The 19,638-nt window shown below is 66.7% G+C and carries 12 protein-coding genes and 1 tRNA gene; 7 read left to right on the forward strand and 6 right to left on the reverse strand.

The window, feature by feature from the left end:
* Positions 1-20 precede the first annotated feature (20 nt).
* Positions 21-1,166 carry a pyridoxal phosphate-dependent aminotransferase gene (locus WM2015_RS10955; protein WP_049726084.1) on the reverse strand — a complete coding sequence of 382 codons (1,146 nt, stop codon included), beginning with the start codon at positions 1,164-1,166 and terminating at the stop codon, positions 21-23.
* Between the two features lie 63 nt (positions 1,167-1,229).
* Here WM2015_RS10955 and WM2015_RS10960 point away from each other — a divergent pair, with 63 nt between their 5' ends.
* Both WM2015_RS10960 and WM2015_RS10965 read left to right on the forward strand, forming a co-directional pair.
* Entirely contained in the window at positions 1,230-1,997 is a 768-nt protein-coding gene (locus WM2015_RS10960; protein WP_049726085.1) for a DUF6498-containing protein, read from the forward strand.
* A gap of 39 nt (positions 1,998-2,036) precedes the next feature.
* The gene (locus tag WM2015_RS10965) at positions 2,037-2,729 is read left to right on the forward strand and encodes a UPF0149 family protein (protein ID WP_049726086.1); all 693 of its coding nucleotides are present in this window, start codon (positions 2,037-2,039) and stop codon (positions 2,727-2,729) included.
* A gap of 1,627 nt (positions 2,730-4,356) precedes the next feature.
* Here the strand turns inward: WM2015_RS10965 and WM2015_RS10970 are convergent.
* The 4 genes from WM2015_RS10970 to WM2015_RS10985 form a co-directional block, all read right to left on the reverse strand.
* Positions 4,357-4,432 (reverse strand) — tRNA-Thr (locus WM2015_RS10970).
* Between the two features lie 93 nt (positions 4,433-4,525).
* Complete coding sequence (gene ppc / locus WM2015_RS10975) at positions 4,526-7,216, reverse strand: phosphoenolpyruvate carboxylase (RefSeq protein ID WP_049726087.1); 2,691 nt, start codon at positions 7,214-7,216, stop codon at positions 4,526-4,528.
* Positions 7,217-7,291: 75 nt separating this feature from the next.
* Positions 7,292-7,618 carry a hypothetical protein gene (locus WM2015_RS10980; protein WP_156201100.1) on the reverse strand — a complete coding sequence of 109 codons (327 nt, stop codon included), beginning with the start codon at positions 7,616-7,618 and terminating at the stop codon, positions 7,292-7,294.
* 51 nt (positions 7,619-7,669) lie between these two features.
* Entirely contained in the window at positions 7,670-8,146 is a 477-nt protein-coding gene (locus WM2015_RS10985) for a YciI family protein (protein ID WP_049726089.1), read from the reverse strand.
* Positions 8,147-8,227: 81 nt separating this feature from the next.
* Here WM2015_RS10985 and arfB point away from each other — a divergent pair, with 81 nt between their 5' ends.
* Complete coding sequence (gene arfB, locus WM2015_RS10990) at positions 8,228-8,662, forward strand: alternative ribosome rescue aminoacyl-tRNA hydrolase ArfB (RefSeq protein WP_049727067.1); 435 nt, start codon at positions 8,228-8,230, stop codon at positions 8,660-8,662.
* Between the two features lie 34 nt (positions 8,663-8,696).
* Here the strand turns inward: arfB and WM2015_RS10995 are convergent, their stop codons facing one another.
* Positions 8,697-13,646: a DUF7933 domain-containing protein gene (locus WM2015_RS10995; protein ID WP_049726090.1), complete on the reverse strand. Its 4,950-nt coding sequence runs from the start codon at positions 13,644-13,646 to the stop codon at positions 8,697-8,699.
* A 232-nt stretch (positions 13,647-13,878) separates the two neighbouring features.
* On the opposite strand from WM2015_RS10995, the gene WM2015_RS11000 reads away from it, so the two are divergent.
* The 4 genes from WM2015_RS11000 (at position 13,879) to WM2015_RS11015 (ending at position 19,613) form a co-directional block, all read left to right on the forward strand.
* Positions 13,879-15,291: a hypothetical protein gene (locus WM2015_RS11000; RefSeq protein ID WP_049726091.1), complete on the forward strand. Its 1,413-nt coding sequence runs from the start codon at positions 13,879-13,881 to the stop codon at positions 15,289-15,291.
* A gap of 140 nt (positions 15,292-15,431) precedes the next feature.
* On the forward strand, positions 15,432-17,324 hold the full coding sequence (locus tag WM2015_RS11005) for a gamma-glutamyltransferase family protein (RefSeq protein ID WP_049726092.1): 1,893 nt from the start codon (positions 15,432-15,434) through the stop codon (positions 17,322-17,324).
* 91 nt (positions 17,325-17,415) lie between these two features.
* On the forward strand, positions 17,416-19,197 hold the full coding sequence (locus WM2015_RS11010) for an amidohydrolase (protein WP_049726093.1): 1,782 nt from the start codon (positions 17,416-17,418) through the stop codon (positions 19,195-19,197).
* An 83-nt stretch (positions 19,198-19,280) separates the two neighbouring features.
* The gene (locus WM2015_RS11015) at positions 19,281-19,613 is read left to right on the forward strand and encodes a hypothetical protein (protein ID WP_156201103.1); all 333 of its coding nucleotides are present in this window, start codon (positions 19,281-19,283) and stop codon (positions 19,611-19,613) included.
* The last annotated feature ends 25 nt before the right edge of the window (positions 19,614-19,638 follow it).

Raw genomic sequence — 19,638 nt, forward strand, 5'->3', positions numbered from 1 at the left:
CGAAGGCGAAAGCGAAGAACTCAGCGTTTCATGTGCCGGGCGAGAATCTCGACGCCCTGGAGCGTGCGTGCGGGCTCTGCGGCCGTGAAACACACGCGCACGTGGTTCGGATAGGGCCCGAAGCTCGGTCCCGGCGCCACCAGTACGCCGGCCTGGCCCAGGTCTGCCAGCAAGCCGCTCAGGCCTCGCTCATCGAGGGCCTCGGTCACGTCAACGAACAGGAAAGTGCTGCCCCTGGGCGCGTCCAGACCCAGGCGATCCGCGACCCGGCGCCCGATCTCGGCATATTTCTCACGGGCCTGCCGGACCCAGGCATCCGCCGCGCCATCGAGGGCATTCAACGCGGCCAGCTGTGAGGCGGTGCAAGCCGAGTAGTTGATATTGGTCATGATGCGCTTGACCGCGCCGATCACCTCCTCGGGCGCCACCAGGTAGCCGCAGCGGTTGCCGGCCATGCCATAGGCCTTGGAAAAGGAATGGACCGAAATCGTGCATTCCGGCGCCAGCGCTCGGGTGTAGTGGTGCTCGCCCTCGTAGACGTAGTCTTCGTAGACCTCGTCGGAGAAGATCCACAGCCCGTGCGAGCGCGCCCATTCGCTCAGAGCCTCGAGCCAGCTCTTCGGCAGCAAGCGGCCGGTCGGATTGTGCGGCGTGTTCCAGTAGACCGCTACCGTGCGATCGCTGCGCGCCGCCTCGAAACGAGCCACGGCCTCGTCGGCGCTCATCGTGTCGATCATCAGATCCACATCCACCGGCCGGGCGCCGAAGGCCCGGAGGGAACCCGCGATCAGGGGCCAGTAGGGCGCCGCCAGCAGAACCTCTTCCCCCGGCGCCACGAGTGCGCCCACGGTGGCCGCCAGACCGGCCGTGGCGCCGGCCGTGACCAGCACCTGCTCCGGCCCGGTCGGATACCCCGCTCTTGCACCATGCACCTCGGCGATCCGTTGGCGCAGCGCGGGTAATCCGGGCACGTCGCTGTAGCGATGCATGCCGGGATGGGCCTCGACCGTCAGGTCCTGCATGCGACAGCCGACCGCCGGTTCCATCCAGGTATCGCCCACGTGCAGGGGCACGGGCGGCGGCGCGTCGGGATCACGTTCCAGCTTCGAATAGACCGAGCCGGACACGGCTCGGGCGGCAGCGGTGATCTCGGGGAATCGGGGCATCGGGACACTCGGATGGAAAACCGTCCATCAAGATACCACTGGCCCGATTACACTGGCCCGATCATGGACCAGGAAACCTCGCCTTCCAGCCCCGCCGTCCACGCCCGGACGGGCTGGCGTTCGGCCATTCCCGATCTGATCGGCTGTGGCCTCGCCCTGGCCCTGGCCTGGACGCTTGGCTGGCGCACCGCTGATCTGATCTGGTCCCTGTGGCTCGCCAGCCTGGTGGTCGGCTACTCGCTCATCCTTTGGAAGCTTTTCGGTAGCTCGCTGATGGTCCTCTTCCGCCACGGCGGCGAGCTGCGCCGGAGCCTGAGTGACAGCCCCAGGGGCTGGATCGGCCTGGGGCTGATCCTGTTCGGGCAGCTCTTCCTGCTGGCTTTCTTCACGGTCCATTTCGGCGGTTTCCACTGGGGGCACTCGGTGTTCGTCTCCAGCTTCTTTCCCATCTCGCCCGAGACCGGCGCGGCCTTCGGTCTATCGATGGCGGATTTTCTGGAAGTCCTGCGACGCTATGCCTGGTTCCTGCCCCTGGCCTTCCTGGCCGAGCGCCACCTGTTCTCTCTGCCGACGACCCACTCGAAGCACGAAAGAACGAGCGGCATCAACGCCGGCCCAGCGGACTCGGTGGCGGGCAGCAAATCGACGAAATCCCTCGACATGGGGGCGGCCTACAAAGGCGTGCTTCGTATCCACCTGCTGATCTTCTTCCTGTTCGGCGCGCACGCGGCCGGGCTGCCGGACTTCGTGTCCTACTCGGTGGTCTACCTGAGCTTCTTCTTCCCCTGGCAGAAGGTCTTCGGCGCGCCGAAGCAACCCGGGGGCGCCTGAGCGGTTAGACTGCGCTCCGAGTCCATCCGAGCCCGTCGCTTGCCTTCCGATTCCCGCCCATCGACCGTCGATTTCGACGCCCTGACGCAGCGCCTCAACGCACCCGATTTCAAGGGCATGAACTTCGCCCGAACCGCCGGCCTGCTGTTCGCGGCGATCTGCGCGCCCGGCGGCCTGCCCCTGCCCCGCTGGTTTGCCGAAGTGACCGGCAACCACGGGTTCAAGACCGAGGGCGAGGCCCGCGCCCTGCTGCGGGAGCTGACGGCCCTGCGCGACTGGATCGAAGCTCGCCTGTCGGCCGGCAGCCTGCCCCTGCCGCCCGGCATCGAACTGCTCGAGTCTCCGATGGACAATTTCGCCCCCGAAGCCCCGATGGCCGACTGGGCCCGAGGCTTCCGCACCGGCCATGCCATGAGCGAAGAGGCCTGGCAGAAGAGCGAAGACAGCGCCGACCTCGGCCTGGCCCTGATGAGCCTGAGCTTCTTCGGCTCACGCCGCTTCGCCGAAGACGCCAGCCAGGAACTGGTCGATGGCGGCATGCCCGTCGAACGCATGGCCGAAACCGTCTGCCGCCTGCTCCCCAACGCCTTCGAAGTCTACGCCGCCGCCGGTCGCGCCACACCCGTTGAAACCGATCTCGAAGCCCCAGGCCGCAACGCCCCCTGCCCCTGCGGCAGCGGCAAGAAGTTCAAACGCTGTTGCGGGGAACGGGCTCGAAGATCGGTGCATTAGAGGGCTCACGGTTTCCGGTTTCCGGGTTGCGCGGACCTCGATACCGAGCGAAGGCACCCCGGTTTGCCGGATGCCGTTGCCTCCCCCATGATCGACCTTGCCCGATCGGAGCCCCCCGGTAGGTCGGGGCCACGTCCCCGACGGTCCATGCCCCAGCCATCTCCATCAACCCGACTGCGAGATGCCGCAAACCCCACCGAGAACGCGACACACGGATATCGGCACCATCATCCGAACCCGAACGGAGCCCCCGCTCGATTCGACGATCAATACCGCGTTTTCGTCAGGCACATCGTGATCGGAAACCGTCGGCCGTAGGGTAGCCGGCGATGCCTGCGATATCCGTGCGTCGGGTTCTTCGCGATGGCTGCAAGATTGCGCCGTCGGGTTTGCGGAGATGCCTGAGAGATGGACCGTCGGCCACGTGGGGCCGACCTACGGCCGGATTCGATCCAACCCGGAAAAACCACACCCCGCCCGATCGAAGCCCCCGGTGGGTCGGGCCCACGCGCCCGACGATGCTCGATACCGAACGAAGGCAACCCGGTTTGCCGGATACCGTTGCCAACCCCATGATCGACCTTGCCCGGTCGGAGCCCCCCGGTAGGTCGGGGCCACGTCCCCGACGGTCCATGCCCCAGCCATCTCCATCAACCCGACTGCGAGATGCCGCAAACCCCACCGAGAACCCGACGCACGGATATCGGCACCATCATCCGAAACCGATCGGAACCCCCGTTCGATTCCACGATCAATACCGCGTTTTGATCAGGCGCATCGTGATCGGAAACCGTCGGCCGTAGGGTAGCCGGCGATGCCTGCAATATGCGTGCGTCGGGTTCTTCGCGATGGCTGCAAGATTGCGCCGTCGGGTTTGCGGAGATGCCTGAGAGATGGACCGTCGGCCACGTGGGGCCGACCTACGGCCGGATTCGATCCAACCCGGAAAAACCACACCCCGCCCGATCGAAGCCCCCGGTGGGTCGGGCCCACGCGCCCGACGATGCTCGATACCGAACGAAGGCAACCCGGTTTGCCGGATACCGTTGCCAACCCCATGATCGACCTTGCCGGAACGGAGCCCTGCGTAGGTCGGGGCCACGTCCCCGACGGTCCATGCCCCAGCCATCTCCATCAACCCGACTGCGAGATGCCGCAAAACCCCACCGAGAACGCGACGCACGGATATCGGCACCATCATCCGAAACCGATCGGAACCCCCGTTCGATTCGACGATCAATACCGCGTTTTGATCAGGCGCATCGTGATCGGAAACCGTCGGCCGTAGGGTAGCCGGCGATGCCTGCGATATCCGTGCGTCGGGTTCTTCGCGATGGCTGCAAGATTGCGCCGTCGGGTTTGCGGAGATGCCTGAGAGATGGACCGTCGGCCACGTGGGGCCGACCTACGGTCTTGCTGGTCGGGAGTTCGAATTGAGAATGCCGAAACATCGCGGCTTCGATCCGACTATCGAGGGAAGATAAAAATGGTGCCGGTGAAGAGATTGACTCCGCTTCGCTTCGTCGATTGCGCTGCGCGCAAGTCGAACTGATTGTGATGGTCGGGAGTTCGAATGAACCAACCGAGCCATCGCGGCTTCGATGAAGCCCGAAGGGAGAAATAAAAATGGTGCCGGTGAAGAGATTCGAACTCCCGACCCACGCATTACGAATGCGTTGCTCTACCAACTGAGCTACACCGGCACCGTGTGCGATCCGAGCGGACCGTACGAGACCGCGCATTATAGCGGCTGTTTTCGGTCGGGGCCAGCGCTTTTTGCCGGCCCCGTCGAGTGGTCAGCCCGTGTTCTGCAGGCCCTGGGCGATGCCGTGGACGCTGGCGATCAAGGCCTGTTCCAGTTCCCCGTCTTCGCGACCGCCGGCCCGCCAGCGGCCGAGCAGGTCGACCTGGGTGAAGCTCATCGGGTCGACGTAGGGGTTACGCAGCAGGATCGAGCGCTTCAGCGTCGGGTCTCGATCCAGCAGGGCCCGCTGGCCCTTCAGGCGACAGATCATGGCTTCCGTGCGCGCGAATTCCTCTTCGATCCGCGGGAAGTAGCGCTTGCCCAGCTCACCGGCCAGGCCGGCATACAGGCGAGCAATGCTCAGATCCGCCTTGGCCATGGCCATTTCCGCGTCTTCGAGGAGGTTCGACAGGAACAGCCAGTCCCGAGCCATGGTCTGCAGGGCCTCGGCGCCGATCTCCCCCTCCAGGCGCTCGAGCCCGCTGCCCAGACCGTACCAGCCCGGCAGGGCGTGGCGGCTCTGGCCCCAGGCAAAGACCCAGGGGATCGCGCGCAAGCCCTCGATCCCGGACTTGCTCGCTCTCGAGGCCGGTCGCGAACCGATGCGCATGCGCTCGATCACGTCGATCGGGGTGGCAGCGCGGAAGTAGTCGGCGAAGTCGTCGCGTCCGTAGACCAGATCACGGTAGGCGTCGCGGGCGTGGCTGGCCAGACGAGCCATCGCCTCGCGCCAGTCGGAATGGCGCTCCGAGGCCATCGATGGGCGCAAGCTGGCCTGAATGACGGCGCCGGCGGTCTGCTCCAGATTCCGGATGGCGATGGGACGGAGAGCGTACTTGCGGTGAATCACCTCGCCCTGCTCGGTCAGTCGCAGGCGCCCGGCCACCGACCCCGGCGGCGAGGCCAGCACGGCGCGGTGGGTCTTGCCACCGCCGCGACCGACGGTGCCGCCCCGGCCGTGGAAGAAGATCACGCCCACGCCGCGCTCCTGGAACAGCTGGACCAGGCGACGCTGCGCGTCCTGCAGGGACCAGCGCGAGGCCACCATGCCGCCATCCTTGTTGCTGTCGGAATAGCCGAGCATGATCGTCTGCCGATTTCCCCGTTTGGCGAGCAGCTCGCGCCAGAGCGGCAGTTCGAGCAGCCCGGACATCACGCCTTCGGCCGCCTGCAGATCCCCGACGGTCTCGAACAGTGGCACCAGGTCCAGACGCCCGTCTTCGACGCCCGCCGCCCTGGCCATCAACCAGGCCGCGAGCACGTCGTCGGCGTTGCGGCTCATGCTCACGATCAGGGTACCGACGGCCTTGGAGCCGAAACGCTCATGCGCCGTGGCCGCGGCCTGGAGCAGACCCAGCACCGGATGATCATCCTCGCGCGCCTCGAAGCCTTCGCTCAGCAAACCGATCAGTCGTTCGATCCGCGTCTCGACCGGCAGCTCCGGCCAGTCCGCTTCACCGAGCTGTCGCGCCACGGCCTGGTGCAGATCGCCGGAATCGATGCGCAGGTCGAGGGCGGCCAGATGGAACCCGAACATGTCGACCCGACGGCGCAGGCGCTGGACCGGAAACAGGCCGGCGTGGCGGCCCCGATGCCGCTGCAGGCTCTCCGTGACCAGGCCCAGGTCCCGGACCAGTTCCTCCGGGCTTTCATAGGCCAGCTCGTCGTCGGCCAGGGTCGCTGCAAGCCGCGCATCGATGAAATAGAAGAACACGCGATAGGGCATGTCGCGGTGCCGGGCCGGGATGCTCTCCGCCACCTCTTTCAGGCGCGATCGATACACCTCGATGCGCTCGTTCAAGGCATCCGTGATCCCGACCCTCCCGTCGGTCTGGCTGAGCAGGCGATTGAGCTTGCCGGCCTCGCGGCGATAGTTGCCGATCACCTGTCGGCGCTGCTCGGCCAGGGTCTCGAGCACGGTGCCCGCATTGACGTTGGGGTTGCCGTCCATGTCGCCGCCCACCCAGGAGCCGAAGCGCAGCACCGTCGGCAGATCACCCGGCCAGACTTCGGCGCCGAAGGCGGTACTGGCCGCTTCGGCCAGGTGCTCGTGAAACACCGGCGCGATCCGATACAGCACGTTGGCCAGGTAGAAATGTGCGTGCTCGGCCTCGTCGGCCACGGTGGGCCGTTCGTGCGACTGTTCGGCCGTCTGCCAGGCGATGGTCTGCTCCATGCGCACCCGATCGAGGAGCCGCCGGACCTCGCTGGCCGGCAGACCCGGGTCGAGGCGCTGGATCAGATAGCGGGCCATGCGCTGCTCCTTCTCGAGCACCGAGCGCCGCGTGGCCTCGGTCGGATGGGCCGTGAAGACCGGCTCGATCAGCAGCTCGTCGAGCATCGCCCGCACCTCGTCCCAGGTCGTCCCGGACTCGCGCAGACGGGTGAACACGTCTGCCAGACTCTCTGGCTGGATGCCCGCCCCTTCGGCCTGGTATTCGCGCCGGCGGCGGATGCGGTGAACCTGCTCGGCCAGGTTGACCATCCGGAACCAGGCCGCGAATCCGCGCACGAAATCCGTGGCCGCACCGAAACGCTCGAAGCGGCAGAGCTCGCCCAGGCGGTCGCCCCCCGGCTCGCCCAGGCGGCGCTCGATGGCGGCGGCTCGGGCCCGCTCGACGCGCAGGAACAGTTCCTCGCCACACTGCTCGCGCAGCAGGTCACCGACCATCCGGCCAAGCAGGGAGACGTCCTCGCGCAGGGGTTCGTGGCGAGGCGGAAAATCGATCTGATCGCGTTTCATGATGGGAAGGACGGGTCAGGAAAGCTCAGACCCAAGGGTAGCGCAGCGACCGTCGACAGGGACGACCGATTGCGATCAGACGGCAACGCCGGCGGCGCGCCGAACCTCCAGACTCAATCCGTCGAGTTCCTCGGCCTGCAGCAGGTCATGGGCCACGAGCAGGTGCAGGATCATCGTGGCCTTGGCCCGATCGGAGTCCTCGAACAGCGCCCGTCGCTCCTGGCGGCGCTGGGCCAACAGGCGCTCCAGGCGCAGCTCCCGCTGGACCTCGCCGGCGGCCTCATCGAGCGCCAGCTGCAGGGCCTGGGCCAGGGTTTCCTCGGCGAAACGCTCGCGCGCCCGCTCGCGCAGCTCGCGGAAACCTCGCCAGTCTCGATCGGTCATCTGCACGGACAGTCCCACCCTTGAATCCAGGCGCTCAAGCCTACGGCTCCCCGCTCGATCAGGCAAGCCTCAGGGATTGGCCCGGGCGATGGTGGAATGGATGCGACCGACTTCCATCAACGCCGCCGAGCCATACCAGGGCTTGAGTTCCATCACCAGGCGCCCCGCCTGCACCGCCGGATCGGCCTGGGTCAGGGCCTCGGCTTCTTCCACGCTGTCCACGGCGAAGATGAAGATACCGCGCAGTTCGCCACCGTCCATGAAGGGGCCGGCCATGACCAGTTTGCCGTCCTCGGCCATCTGCCGGATATGGGCCAGATGGGCGGCCTGGATGGCCTGGGTCTCGTCAGGATCCTGACCGCGCTCGGGCCCGGCGCTGAGGAAGGCCATGACGTAGCGGCGCATGCCGTAATCGTCCGCACCCAGCGCTTCGGCCAATGCTGCATCGAACTCGGCATCGGCTGGGACGCCGTCGGCTTCGGCGCTCCAGACCGGACTCATCGAGCCGAGCAGAAGAAGGGTGAGGATCAATCGAAGTCGTGGCATGGCAAGCTCCTGTCTCGGCCGCTGGGTCGATATGAACGTTCAATCCTCGATGATACGCGCCTTGCGCTACCCTTGATCACCATGAGCCATTCGATCTTCGACGAGCGACCGAAACACCTTCCGCCCGAGTATGAGCTGGAGGAGAAGTTCATCCTGACCGGCGGCCCCGGAGGCCAGCACGTCAATCGCACGGAAACCGGTGTCCAGCTGCGTTTCGATACGCGGAAATCAGCCAGGCTGAGTCCGGAGGTGCGCGAGCGCCTGCTCGTCCTGGCCGGCTCCCGCGCCGATCAGCACGGCGTGATCACCATCGAGGCTCGCAGCCACCGCAGCCAGCACCGCAACCGCGAGGAGGCTCGCGAGCGCCTGGCCGAGCTGATCGAGCGGGCCCATCAGCGCCCGCGAAAGCGGATTCCGACGCGTCCCAGCCGGACCGCGAAGAAGAAGCGACTGGATGCCAAGCGCCAGCGCTCGAGCACCAAGCGCCAGCGCTCCAAGCCTCGCCTGGAGGACTGAGCCGGGCGAGTCGGGAAGCCGTCCGGCCCGTCGATCAGTCGAGACGGCGCAGCATCAGCGCGCCCGGCAGCGCCAGCAGCAGAATCAACAGCCCCAAGCCGAGGCGGTCCAGCACCGGCACGGGCAGGGTCTGCAGACTGCCGCTCAGACCGATGAAGGTCGGGCTGCCGAGTCCGTCGTGCTGGACTTCGATCACATCGTTGAACACCCCATGACTGATCGGCGCGAAGCTGATCGTCAGGCTGCAGCTGGCCGCCGCGTCCAGGGGGAACGGCAGTGAGCCGCAGGTGCTGGACTCGATGGCAAAGGGCGCACTGGGACCGATCAGATCGGAGACCGTCAGCAGCAGATTTCCGGTGTTGCTCAGCGTGACCTGGAGCAGCGAGGTCTCACCGAGGGCCGTGACCGGGAAATCGAGGTCCGAGGCATCGAGGCTGAGAATGCCCTGCAGTCCGCGACCGGACAGATCAACGCTGGGCGCGGCCTCTCCGGAGTCGCTGTCGACCAGGAAGCTGGCGGTGAAATCACCCGGCGCCTGAGGGGCGAACTGGACCTCGAGCTCGCAGCTGGCCGTCGGGGTCAGCAGGATCGGATCCCCTGTACAGTTGCCCGGCAGCACGGTGAAGGGCGCGCCCGGATCGTCGTTCAGGCTGACATTGAGATCGATGTTGCCGTCGTTCTGCAGCGCCAGGTTCTGGCTGGCCGTCGCCCCCACCGCCGTATCCGGGAACAGCAGGGCATTGCTGCCGAGGGTCAGCAGCGCCTGCACACCGCGACCGTTCAAGGTGACGACATCCGGGCTGGAGGGCGAGTCGCTGGCCAGCTCGAAGCTGCTGGTGAAATCACCCAGGGTCGGCGGGGCGAACTGGACATGCAGGTTGCAACTGCCCCCGGGAACGAGGGCGATCGGAACCGGGCCGCAATCCGCTCCGCCCCGGGCGCCGGTCAGTACCGTGAAGGGAGCCAGGGGATCGCTGATGGCGCTGATCGTCAGCAAACCATCGCCGGCGTTGGACAGGGTCAGGTCGATGAGGCTGGGCCCGGCCAGCAGGTTCGTGTCCGGGAAGTCGATGAGGGTCGAGCTCAGCGCAAGCGCCCCCTGGATGCCATTGCCGCTGAGATCGAAGCTGTCCACGCTACTGGGCGCATCGCTGGTGACGTTGATGGTGCTGAGGGCCGGGCCCGTCGCCGTCGGCGAGAACCGATAGTCGATGCTGCAGCTCGAGCCCACCGGCAAGGTGATCGGCAGGGTCCCGCAGTCGCTCGTGACCACGGCGAAATCACCGGCCGGCGCCGACAGATCGGTGATCAGGAGGGTTGCGGTGCCGCTGTTGCTCAGGCTGGCGCTCAGGGCCGGGCTGCTCGTGTTGATCAGCTGGTCGCCGAAGTCGATCGCAGCCGGCGTGATCGTCAGCGCCGGTTCGATCCCCACACCCTGGAGCACGAGCGTGTCGTCGACCGTTGCCGCATTGCTGGTCACGGCCAGCGCCAGGCTGGAGGGACCCAAGGCCAGGGGCGAGAAGTCGTAGGCCAGGAAACAACTCGCACCCGGGGCCAGGTCGAAGGGCGCCGCGGGACAATCGCCGCCCGCCGCCGCGAAGGGCGCTGCCGGTCCGTCGATCGAGACCACGCTCAGCACGTCATTGCCCTGGTTTTCGATCGAGGCGGACAAGGCGGCACTGGTCGTGCCCAGGCGCTGCGGCCCGAAGTCGATCAGCGAGGGATCGATGACGAGCACCGCCGCGCCGACCAGGGTCAGATCCGCGACCGCCGGGCCGGCGACGGGAAGACCTGCCTGGAACAGATCGCTGCTGGTGTTGGTGTAGGTGCCGCCAAGCGCTGACGCCGGGGTCAGCACTTCGGCCGAAAAGCTGCAGCTCCCGCCGGGCGGGAGGCTGGCGCCGCTCAAGCTGATGACGCTGGTCCCGCTCAGCGAAGAGCCGGCACCGCAGACATCGCCGAGCGGCAGATTGGTGGCCACCAGGCCCGAGAGCATCGCGTCCAGATCATCGCTGAAAGCCAGTCCCGTGGCCGTCTGACTACCGTTGTTGACGATCTGGAACTGCAGCGTGCTCGTGGCTGGCCCCGCACCGATGTCGAGCGGATTGGTCAGAAAACTCTTGCTGAAGCCGAAGCTCTGGATGCCGAGCTCGGCCGAGCTGGCCGGACCAGTCACCGGCAGACCGGTGATCGTTCCGGTCACGCCGGAGGTCTGACTCGGATAGCTGCCTGCCGGCATGCCGGCAGGAATCACCACATCGACCGGGAAGGTGCAGGAGCCGCCAGGGGGCAAGCTGCCGCCGCTCAGCGTCAGCAGGCCTACGCCGTTGATGGATGAACCGGGGCCGCAGACATCGGGCGCCGGCAGGGCAACGGCGGACAGACCGGGGAAGATGGCATTCAGATCATGAGTGAAGCTCAGCGCCGAGGCCCCATTGCTCGCGTCGAGGTTGCTCAGGGTGAACTCGAGAGTCACCGCCCCACCGGGCATGGCCGGGTCGTTGGTGTAGTCATGCTGCAAGAACAACAGACTGGAGCTGAGGAGAAACTGATCATTGGCTGGGGGAAGCGTGATCGGGCTGCCACCCAGGGTGCCGGTCAGATTGCTCGTCACGCTGCCGTACTGTCCATCCCCGGCCCCCGCCGGCACGGCCAGCGGGATGTCGAAGACGCAGTCGGTCCCGGCCGGCAGGTTGCCACCCGTGAAGATCAGGAAACCGGTGCCGCTAAGGGCCGAACCCGCCCCGCAGGGCTCGGTCGGCAGAGCACCGGCGGGCACCAGGCCGGCCAGGCTCGCATTCAGATTGTGCGTGAAGAACAGGCCCGAGGCATCGCTGGCGCTGCTGTTGTCGATCGTGTAGCGGGCTGTCAGGGTGCCGCCGGCCAGGACCGGATCGTCGATGAACTCGAGGTCGAAGCCCAGGCCGCCCACCAAGAACCGGTCCGAGGCCGCAGGGCCGATGACCGTCAGACCCGAGATGATCCCACTGGCCTGGGACGTCAGATTGGAATACTCACCCGGCAGCGCGCTGGCAGGCACCTGCAGCGTCACCGAAAAGCTGCAACTCTGTCCAGGCTGCAGCGTGCCGCCGCTCAGGGTCAGAACGCTGGTTCCAGACAGGCTGGAGCCGGTGCCGCAGACGTCATTGCTGGGCAGGCCAATGGCAACCAGACCGGTCAGCATGGCATCGAGGTCATCGGTGAAGGTGATACCGGTCGCCTGCGCCGGCGCTCCCTCTTCGAGGCTGATCGTGAAATCGAGGTTCACCGTGGCGCCGGGCTGCACGACATCCGCGCTGAACTGCTTGGCCAGGCGCGGACCGCCGATCACCGTCAGATCGGCCGTGGCCACGGGACCGAAGTTGGTCACTCCGGCCACCGTCGCGGTCAGCGGGGAAGTGATATTGGTCGCCGATCGTGTGTTGGATGACACCGGCATCAGCAGATCGACGACGAAGGTGCAGCTGGCGCCCGGGGCCAGGCTCGCCTCTATGACGTTCAGGAACAGGGAGCCGCTGACCAGGTTCGCAAAGGCGAAGGATCCTGGACCGCAGAAGCCTGCCGCCGGCAGTGCCGTGACCACGGCGCCGTCGAAGAAGGCGGACAGATTGTCACTGAAGGCGATGGCGCTGGCGGCTTCCGTCGCGGACGGATTGGACAGGGTGAATTCCATGCTCACGGTACCGCCCGCGCCGACCGGGTCGTTCAGGAACACCTTGCCGAGTCGGGGCGACTCGCTGATGAACAGGATATCGCGCGGCGCTTCGCTCGCGACCGGGGCACCGTCGATCGTCCCCGTCAGGGCCGAGGTCACGGCCGGGTAGGCTCCCGTCGCCGCGCCGGCTGGCACCTGCAGGGTGACCGTGAAGAAGCACAGCCCCTCGGGCGGAAGATTGGCGCCGTTCAGGCTGAGCACCGCGCCACCGTCCAGGCTCGAACCCGCCCCGCAGACATCGCTGGCCGGCAAGCCAACCGCACTCAGACCGGCGAGCATCAGGTCCAGATCGAAGTCGAAGCTGCCGCCGCTCAGGGCGTGGTCCCGGTCCAGGTTCTGCACGGTGAAACGCACGTCCACCGTCTCCCCCGGGAGCACCGGATCGGCCAGAAACTCCTGGATCAGGATCACATTGCCCGAGACCACGGGCTCCAGAGCTGCCGTGGCGAAGCCACTGGTATCGACGGGGCCCACAGTGATACTGGTCAGCTCGTCGCTGGTATTGATCACCGGCCCGAAGCCGCCAAGATTGATCGACGAGACCACGTCGACGCTGATCGAACAGACGCCCCCTGCGGCGACGCTGGCATCACCGGGGAAGGCCGGGGCATAGGAAAGGACATCACTGCCCGCCATGGCAACGATGCTGCCGCCACCACAACTGTTCGCTACGTTGGGTGGATCGGCGATGATCATGCCGAGGGGGAGTTCATCGGTAAAACGCAGGCTGAATGACTGTTGTGCATTGAGCGAGTTGTCGATGAAGAAGCTAAGGGTCGACCGACCACCGAAGGGCGCCGTGACTGGCGAAAACGACTTGGAGAAGCCGGGCCGATCGGCCTCGACGGAGAACTCGTCCGTGGCGGGCCCGCTGTTGCCCTGGCTCGAAGTCAGGTCCCCCGAAGTCGTGGTGTAGAACCCCGGCAAGTCAGCCTTGACCTGCACCGAGATCTGACAGGACTCGAACCCGGCCAGGCTGCCGCCGCTGAAGGAAATGGTGCTACCGCCATCCGGTGCCGTCACCACGCCACCCACGCAATCGGTCATGGGCGCCGCGGGCACGGCCAGCGTGGCTCCAGCCGGAAGAATCGTCGTGAAGGCCAGATCGGTTGCCGGTGCCCCGCTGCCGTTCTGGATGTCGAAGACCAGCAGGTTGCTTCCGCCGGGGCCGATCTCATCCGGAACGTGCGTCAGATCGAAGGTCGGCTGGGCCTGCACCCCCGAAGCCGCGGCCATCAAGGCGACGGAAAACAGCACGACGGCAAGCAAGGATGGGTTCGGGCAAGAACGAATCTTGGGGGTCATGCGTTGAGCTACTCCAGCCGGATTGCGAAGCCATGTTCATCTGGCCCGCTCGAATGACCGACCAGCCCGACGAGCTTAGCCGAAAACCCGCTGCCTGTCGCCCGATCCCCCCTGGCCAGAGGGCCTGCAGGTGACACCCTTCGTGCACAGGGAGTATGATCGAGCCTCCTTGCCCGAACCTTCTGGAGCCTGCCCCATGCGTTCCCTGCTCAATGCCCTCCTGCTCTCCGCCTGCGTCGGCAGCAGCGTCCTGCCCGGCGACAGCCAGGCCCAGATCGGCTCGGAACCGATCAACGTCGAAGCGCGGGCCAGCACCCTGGAGTTCGCCCTGACCAACCCTCGCCTGCCCCATGCGGGCGCTCGACTGATCGTCACCGGTCCGAACGGCTACCAGACGGTCAAGCGCTTCGAAGTCGGCCAGGCCATGGTCTTCAGCCCGACGCGTGAGGGCGCGCCCGCCAATGGCCACTTCAACTTCGAGCTGCGCCTCCAGGCCATCGAAGAACCTCGAGCCGGCATGGGCATGCCCCAGGCCGAGCCGGTCGCCCTGAGCACCACCCGGGGGTCCTTCGCGGTGGAGAATGGCCAGATCATCGGCCAGATGGAGGAAGGAGACACCCGGGCGATCGTCGTACCCGACGACCAGAGCGTGCAGGGTTCTCTCTGCGTCGGCCTGGACTGCACGTCGAGCGAGGCCTTTTCCGATTTCTCGGTCCTGACCCTCAAGGAAAACAACACCCGGATCCGCTTCTGGGACACGAGCAACTCGGCCTCCTTCCCCAGCACCGATTGGGAACTTCGGGCCAACGACACCATCAACGGCGGCGCCAACCAGTTCTCCATCGTCGACTACACGGTCGGCAATGAAATCCTGACCATTGAAGCCGGCGCGCCGGAAAGCGCCCTGTTCATTCGCGAATCCGGCCAGGTCGGTCTGGGCACCCGCACTCCGCTGATGAACCTGCACGTGACCGACACCAACACGCCGGCCATCCGCCTGGATCAGGACGGCACTGGCGGTTTCGGGGCCCAGAGCTGGGACATGGGCGGCAACGAGATCGAGTACTTCGTACGCGACGCCAGCAGCCTGACCATTCCGTTCTCCATCGTGGCCGGCGCACCGGATGACTCGCTGATCGTCGACGGCCTGGGCAATGTGGGCATGGGTGTGCTGACGCCACAGAACAGCCTGCACATCAACAGCCGGAGTGCCGCCGCAGGCATCCGCCTGGAATCGCCGGCCGCCGTCTGGGATGCCAACGCGTCCATCGACGGTTTCATCATCGACCAGCGCGGCACGGACGGCACCGAGCTCCGCCTTTCCGCCCAGGGCGACCTGCGAGTCGCCGGCTCCCTCACATCCCTGGCCCCCGTGGAACTGCCGCGGGTCACTGCCACCCAGGGCAGTGCCTCCCTGGCCGAGATCGAAGCGCATATCCAGCGCTTCGGACAGCTGCCGGGGATCGAGCAGCCGGGCAGCGAGGGCCATGACCTGATCGAATTCCAGATGCAGCTCCTCGAAGCGATCCAGCAGCTGACCCTGCAGAACATCGAACAGCAGAAGGAAATCGAAGCGCTGCAGAGCCAGATCAACCGCATGCGTCGCTGAAGCAATTCCGCGCCGAGATCGACCCCTTGGTCCAGGCCGCAGGTCAAGCTGCGGCCTTTTCATTGTCTGGCCACCGGCCACACGTGGCTTGACCCGGCTCTGCTAAGCTCCGAAGCGTCCAGATTTCATCGGAGTCTTCCATGCTTGCCTCGAATGCTCGCCTCGTCCTCGTTCTTGCGCTGATCGCCCTCGCTCTGGCGCCAGGGGTTTCGGAGTCCCAGGAAACCCACCGCCCCGTGCTGCTCGGCAAGCACTGGGTGGCCGTCACGGGCAAGCCGCAGGGGGCGACCGCCGGCGCGATGATGTTCCAGCAGGGCGGCAACGCCGTGGATGCCGCCGCGGCCATGCTGGCCGCCACGGCCACCATGTGGGACGTGCTCGGCTGGGGCGGCGAAACGCAGGCCCTGATCTACAACCCGAACACCGGCGAGGTGCTGGGCATCAACGCCCTCGGCGTCGCCCCGACCGGCGCCACGCCAGAGTTCTTCCTCGATCAGGGCATGCTCTATCCGCCCGAGTTCGGCCCCCTGGCCGCGACCACGCCGGGCACGCCGGGTGGCCTGATGGTGATGGTCGCCGAATACGGTCGCCTGAGCCTGGCCCAGGTGCTGGCGCCCTCGATCCAGCTCGCCGAGGGCTACCCGATCGAGGCCTCGCAGTCGGCCAATATCGAACGGCGTCGCGAGATCCTCGAGCAGTGGCCCAGCTCCACCCGCGTCTTTCTCCCGCACCACGACCCCGAAAACCCGGAGCAGCGCGCCGCGCCGGCGCCTGGCGAAATCTTCCGCCAGCCCGAGCTGAAGGCCACCCTGGAACGCCTGGTGGCCGCCGAGTCCGAGGCCCTGGCCAATGGCGCGAGCCGGAAGGAAGCGATCTACGCTGCCTATGAGCTGTTCTATCGCGGCGCCATCGCCGAGGAGATCGTTACGGCCACCCGCGAGGCCGGCGGCCTGTTCACGGAACGGGACCTGGCCGAGTGGGAAGTCATCATCGAGGAACCCATCACCACCAACTACCGCGGTATCGACGTCTACAAGCTGACCAGCTGGACCCAGGGCCCGGTGCTGCTGCAGGCCCTCAACATCCTCGAAGGCTTCGACCTCCAGGCGATGGGCTACAACTCCACCCGCTACGTGCACACGCTCTATCAGGCCATGAGCCTGGCCTTCGCCGACCGCGACTTCTACTACGGCGACCCGTACACCGCCCCGGCCGAGCCCATCGAAGGGCTGCTCTCCAAGGACTACGCGGCCCAGCGCCGTCAGCTGATCTCCTTCGACGGCCTCATCGAGAACCTGCGCCCCGGCGACCCCTACCCGTTCCAGGGCGAGACGAACCCCTTCACCGAGCTGCTCGAGGCCTGGACGCCCGAGCCGCCGGAGGCCGACGCGGAAGGCATCGGCGGCTTCCAGCAGGCCATGCAGATGTCCCATCGTGAGGGCTTCCTGGCCGGCACCACCTCGATCCAGGCCGCCGACGCCGAGGGCTGGGTCGTCTCCGTCACCCCCTCGGGCGGCTGGATTCCGGCCTTCATCGCTGGCGAGACCGGCATCGGTCTGAGTCAGCGCATGCAGAGCTTCGTCCTCGACGAGCGCCTGAACCCCTACAACGTCGTGGCGCCGGGCAAGCGCCCGCGCGTGACCCTGACGCCGAGCCTGGCCCTGCGAGATGGCGAGCCCCTGATGGCCTTCTCGGTCCAGGGCGGCGACAGCCAGGACCAGAACCTGCTCCAGTTCTTCCTGAACATGGTCGAGTGGGGCATGACCGTGCAGCAGGCCGCCGACGGTCGCGGCCACATCCAGAGCTTCAACATGCAGTCGAGCTTCGGCGCTCACCAGGCCGAGCTCAACAAGATCCAGGTCCCGCCGCTGGTTTCGGCCTATACGCGTGACCAGCTCGCGGCCATGGGCTACGACGTCGAAGCCGTCGAGCGCGTCTACAACCCGACCACGGCGATCTGGTTCGACCGCGAGCATGGCGCCATGCACGGTGCCGCCAGCGACTACGGCGACGACTACGGCATCGCCTGGTAAGCCGTCCTGAAAACCCGCGCAGGCCGGGGCACGATCCTGCCCCGGCCTGTGCTACCTTTCGGTCTCCGATTTTTCCTGTCCCGGAGATCCCATGTCCCTGCTGCGCTGCGCTGCCCTGCTGCTCGTCACTCTCTCCCTGATCGCCTGTCAGTCCTCCGAGCCTGAACCGGCCCCGACGCCGCCAGCGGTGGCCAGCAGCCCGACCGAGCCGGTGCCCGAGGTCGAGATTGCCGACCACATCCTGACCGGCGGTACGGTCATCACCGTGGACCCGGACCTGCCCGAAGGCGAAGCCATCGCCATCAAGGACGGCCGCATCCTGGCCGTGGGCTCGGCCGAGGACATCACGGCCTACCTGGGCGAGACCACCGAAGTCATCGAGCTCGATGGCCGCACGGTCCTGCCCGGCTTCATCGAGGGCCACGGCCATTTCCTCGGCCTGGGCGACGCCCTGATGATCCTCGACCTCATGCCCACGCGCAGCTTCCAGGACATCGTCGATCTGGTGGCCGAGGCCGCATCCGACGCCGAGCCGGGCGAATGGATCGTCGGCCGCGGCTGGCACCAGGAACGCTGGGGCGACAGCAATGAGGCCACCTACGACGGCGTCCCGCACCATCGGAGTCTAAGCGCCGTCAGCCCCGACAACCCGGTCGTGCTGTTCCACGCCAGCGGCCATGCTTCCTACGCCAACGCCGCGGCCCTCGAGCTGGCCGGCATCGATGGCGACACGCCCGATCCCGAGGGCGGCAAGATCGTACGTGACGAGAACGGCGAGGCCACCGGCTTCCTGCGCCAGGCCGCGCAGCTGGCCGTCCGGGAAAAGCTCGCTGAAGCCTTCGAAGACATGAGCGAAGCCGAACGCCAGGCCTACTTCGAGCGCCAGGTCGAGCTGGCAGGCGCCGAGGCTCTGCGTCACGGGATCACCAGCTTCCACGACATGGGCACGAACTTCGCCGACATCGACCGCCTGAAGGCCCTGGCCGAATCGCAAGGCCTGCCCGTTCGCCTGCACGTCGCCGTCCGCCACGAGACCAACGAGGACCTGCGTGCACGAGTGGCCGACTACCGCATGATTGGCCATGCCGACGGCTTCCTGACCGTACGCGCACTGAAGCGCAACATCGACGGCGCCCTGGGCACGCACGGCGCGTGGTTGCTCGATCCCTACGCCGACAAGCCCGAGACCTCGGGCCTGCCCCAGACCTCGCTCGAGAACCTGCGCGAGACCGCCGAGATCGCCCTGGAGTTCGGCTTCCAGCTGAACACCCACGCGATCGGCGACCGCGGCAACCGCGAAGTGCTGGACATGTACGAGGACCTTATCGGCGACCGCGCTGACGAGGACCTGCGCTGGCGCGTCGAGCACGCCCAGACCCTGCATCCGGACGAAGTCCCGCGCTTCGCCGCCCTCGGCGCCATCGCCTCCATGCAGGGCGTGCACGCCACCTCCGACGGCCCCTGGGTGCCGCAGCGCTTGGGTGAAGACCGTGCCCGCGAGCGCGCCTACGTCTGGCGCGCCCTGCTCGATGCCGGCGCCACGATCTGCAACGGCACCGACGTGCCCGTCGAGTCGATCTCGCCGATCGCCTCCTACGCCAGCTCCGTCACCCGCCGCATGGCCAACGGCGAGCAGTTCTACCCCGAGCAGTCCATGACCCGCATGGAAGCGCTGGAGTCCTACACGATCGGCTGCGCCCGCGCCGTCTTCGACGAAGACGAGCACGGCAGCCTGATGCCGGGCAAACGCGCGGACCTGGTTGTCCTCGACGGCAACCCCCTGACCGTGCCGGAGGACCAGCTGGCGAATCTGCAGGTCGAGATGACCTGGGTGGACGGCGAGCTGCGCTACCAGCGCAAGGATCGCGACTGAGGTGCAGACGCTTCGGGAGCAACCCTTTCTGCTAAAATTGAACGATGCTCCGATCCTGTGACAGAAAAGGGGCTTTGCCCTGGGTGACCATTGCGCTGCTGGTACTGGCGCTGATCGGGCAGCCGCTGCTTTCGCTGCTCGGAGAGGTTCACGCTGCAGCGCATGGTGATGTGGCGGTACACGTCAGCCATTCGGAACACGCGACAAACGCCAACCCGGGTGACAGCCCGGGAAGCGGCGACTTGCTCCATGACATCCTGCACCTGACCGCCTGTTGCGTTCATCTGACCGCACTACCCGGGTCGCTTGCCGCGACTGATTCGGTCCCAGCCACCATGCACCTCCCCTCCTCGGCCGAGCATCACGCCGAGGACATTTTTCCATCCAGGAGACTTCGACCTCCGATCATCGGCTGAGACGCCGTGGCGATTGATCCCGCCG

The sequence above is a fragment of the Wenzhouxiangella marina genome, assembly GCF_001187785.1.
In the GTDB taxonomy this organism is placed as follows: domain Bacteria; phylum Pseudomonadota; class Gammaproteobacteria; order Xanthomonadales; family Wenzhouxiangellaceae; genus Wenzhouxiangella; species Wenzhouxiangella marina.

Excerpts from the sequence above, each read along its gene's own strand:
- WM2015_RS10955 (WP_049726084.1), bottom strand. The coding sequence starts at position 1,166 with ATGCCCCGATTCCCCGAGATCACCGCTGCCGCCCGAGCCGTGTCCGGC.
- WM2015_RS10960 (WP_049726085.1), top strand. The coding sequence starts at position 1,230 with ATGGACCAGGAAACCTCGCCTTCCAGCCCCGCCGTCCACGCCCGGACG.
- ppc (WP_049726087.1), bottom strand. The coding sequence starts at position 7,216 with ATGAAACGCGATCAGATCGATTTTCCGCCTCGCCACGAACCCCTGCGC.
- WM2015_RS10985 (WP_049726089.1), bottom strand. The coding sequence starts at position 8,146 with ATGCCACGACTTCGATTGATCCTCACCCTTCTTCTGCTCGGCTCGATG.
- arfB (WP_049727067.1), top strand. The coding sequence starts at position 8,228 with ATGAGCCATTCGATCTTCGACGAGCGACCGAAACACCTTCCGCCCGAG.
- WM2015_RS11000 (WP_049726091.1), top strand. The coding sequence starts at position 13,879 with ATGCGTTCCCTGCTCAATGCCCTCCTGCTCTCCGCCTGCGTCGGCAGC.
- WM2015_RS11005 (WP_049726092.1), top strand. The coding sequence starts at position 15,432 with ATGCTTGCCTCGAATGCTCGCCTCGTCCTCGTTCTTGCGCTGATCGCC.
- WM2015_RS11010 (WP_049726093.1), top strand. The coding sequence starts at position 17,416 with ATGTCCCTGCTGCGCTGCGCTGCCCTGCTGCTCGTCACTCTCTCCCTG.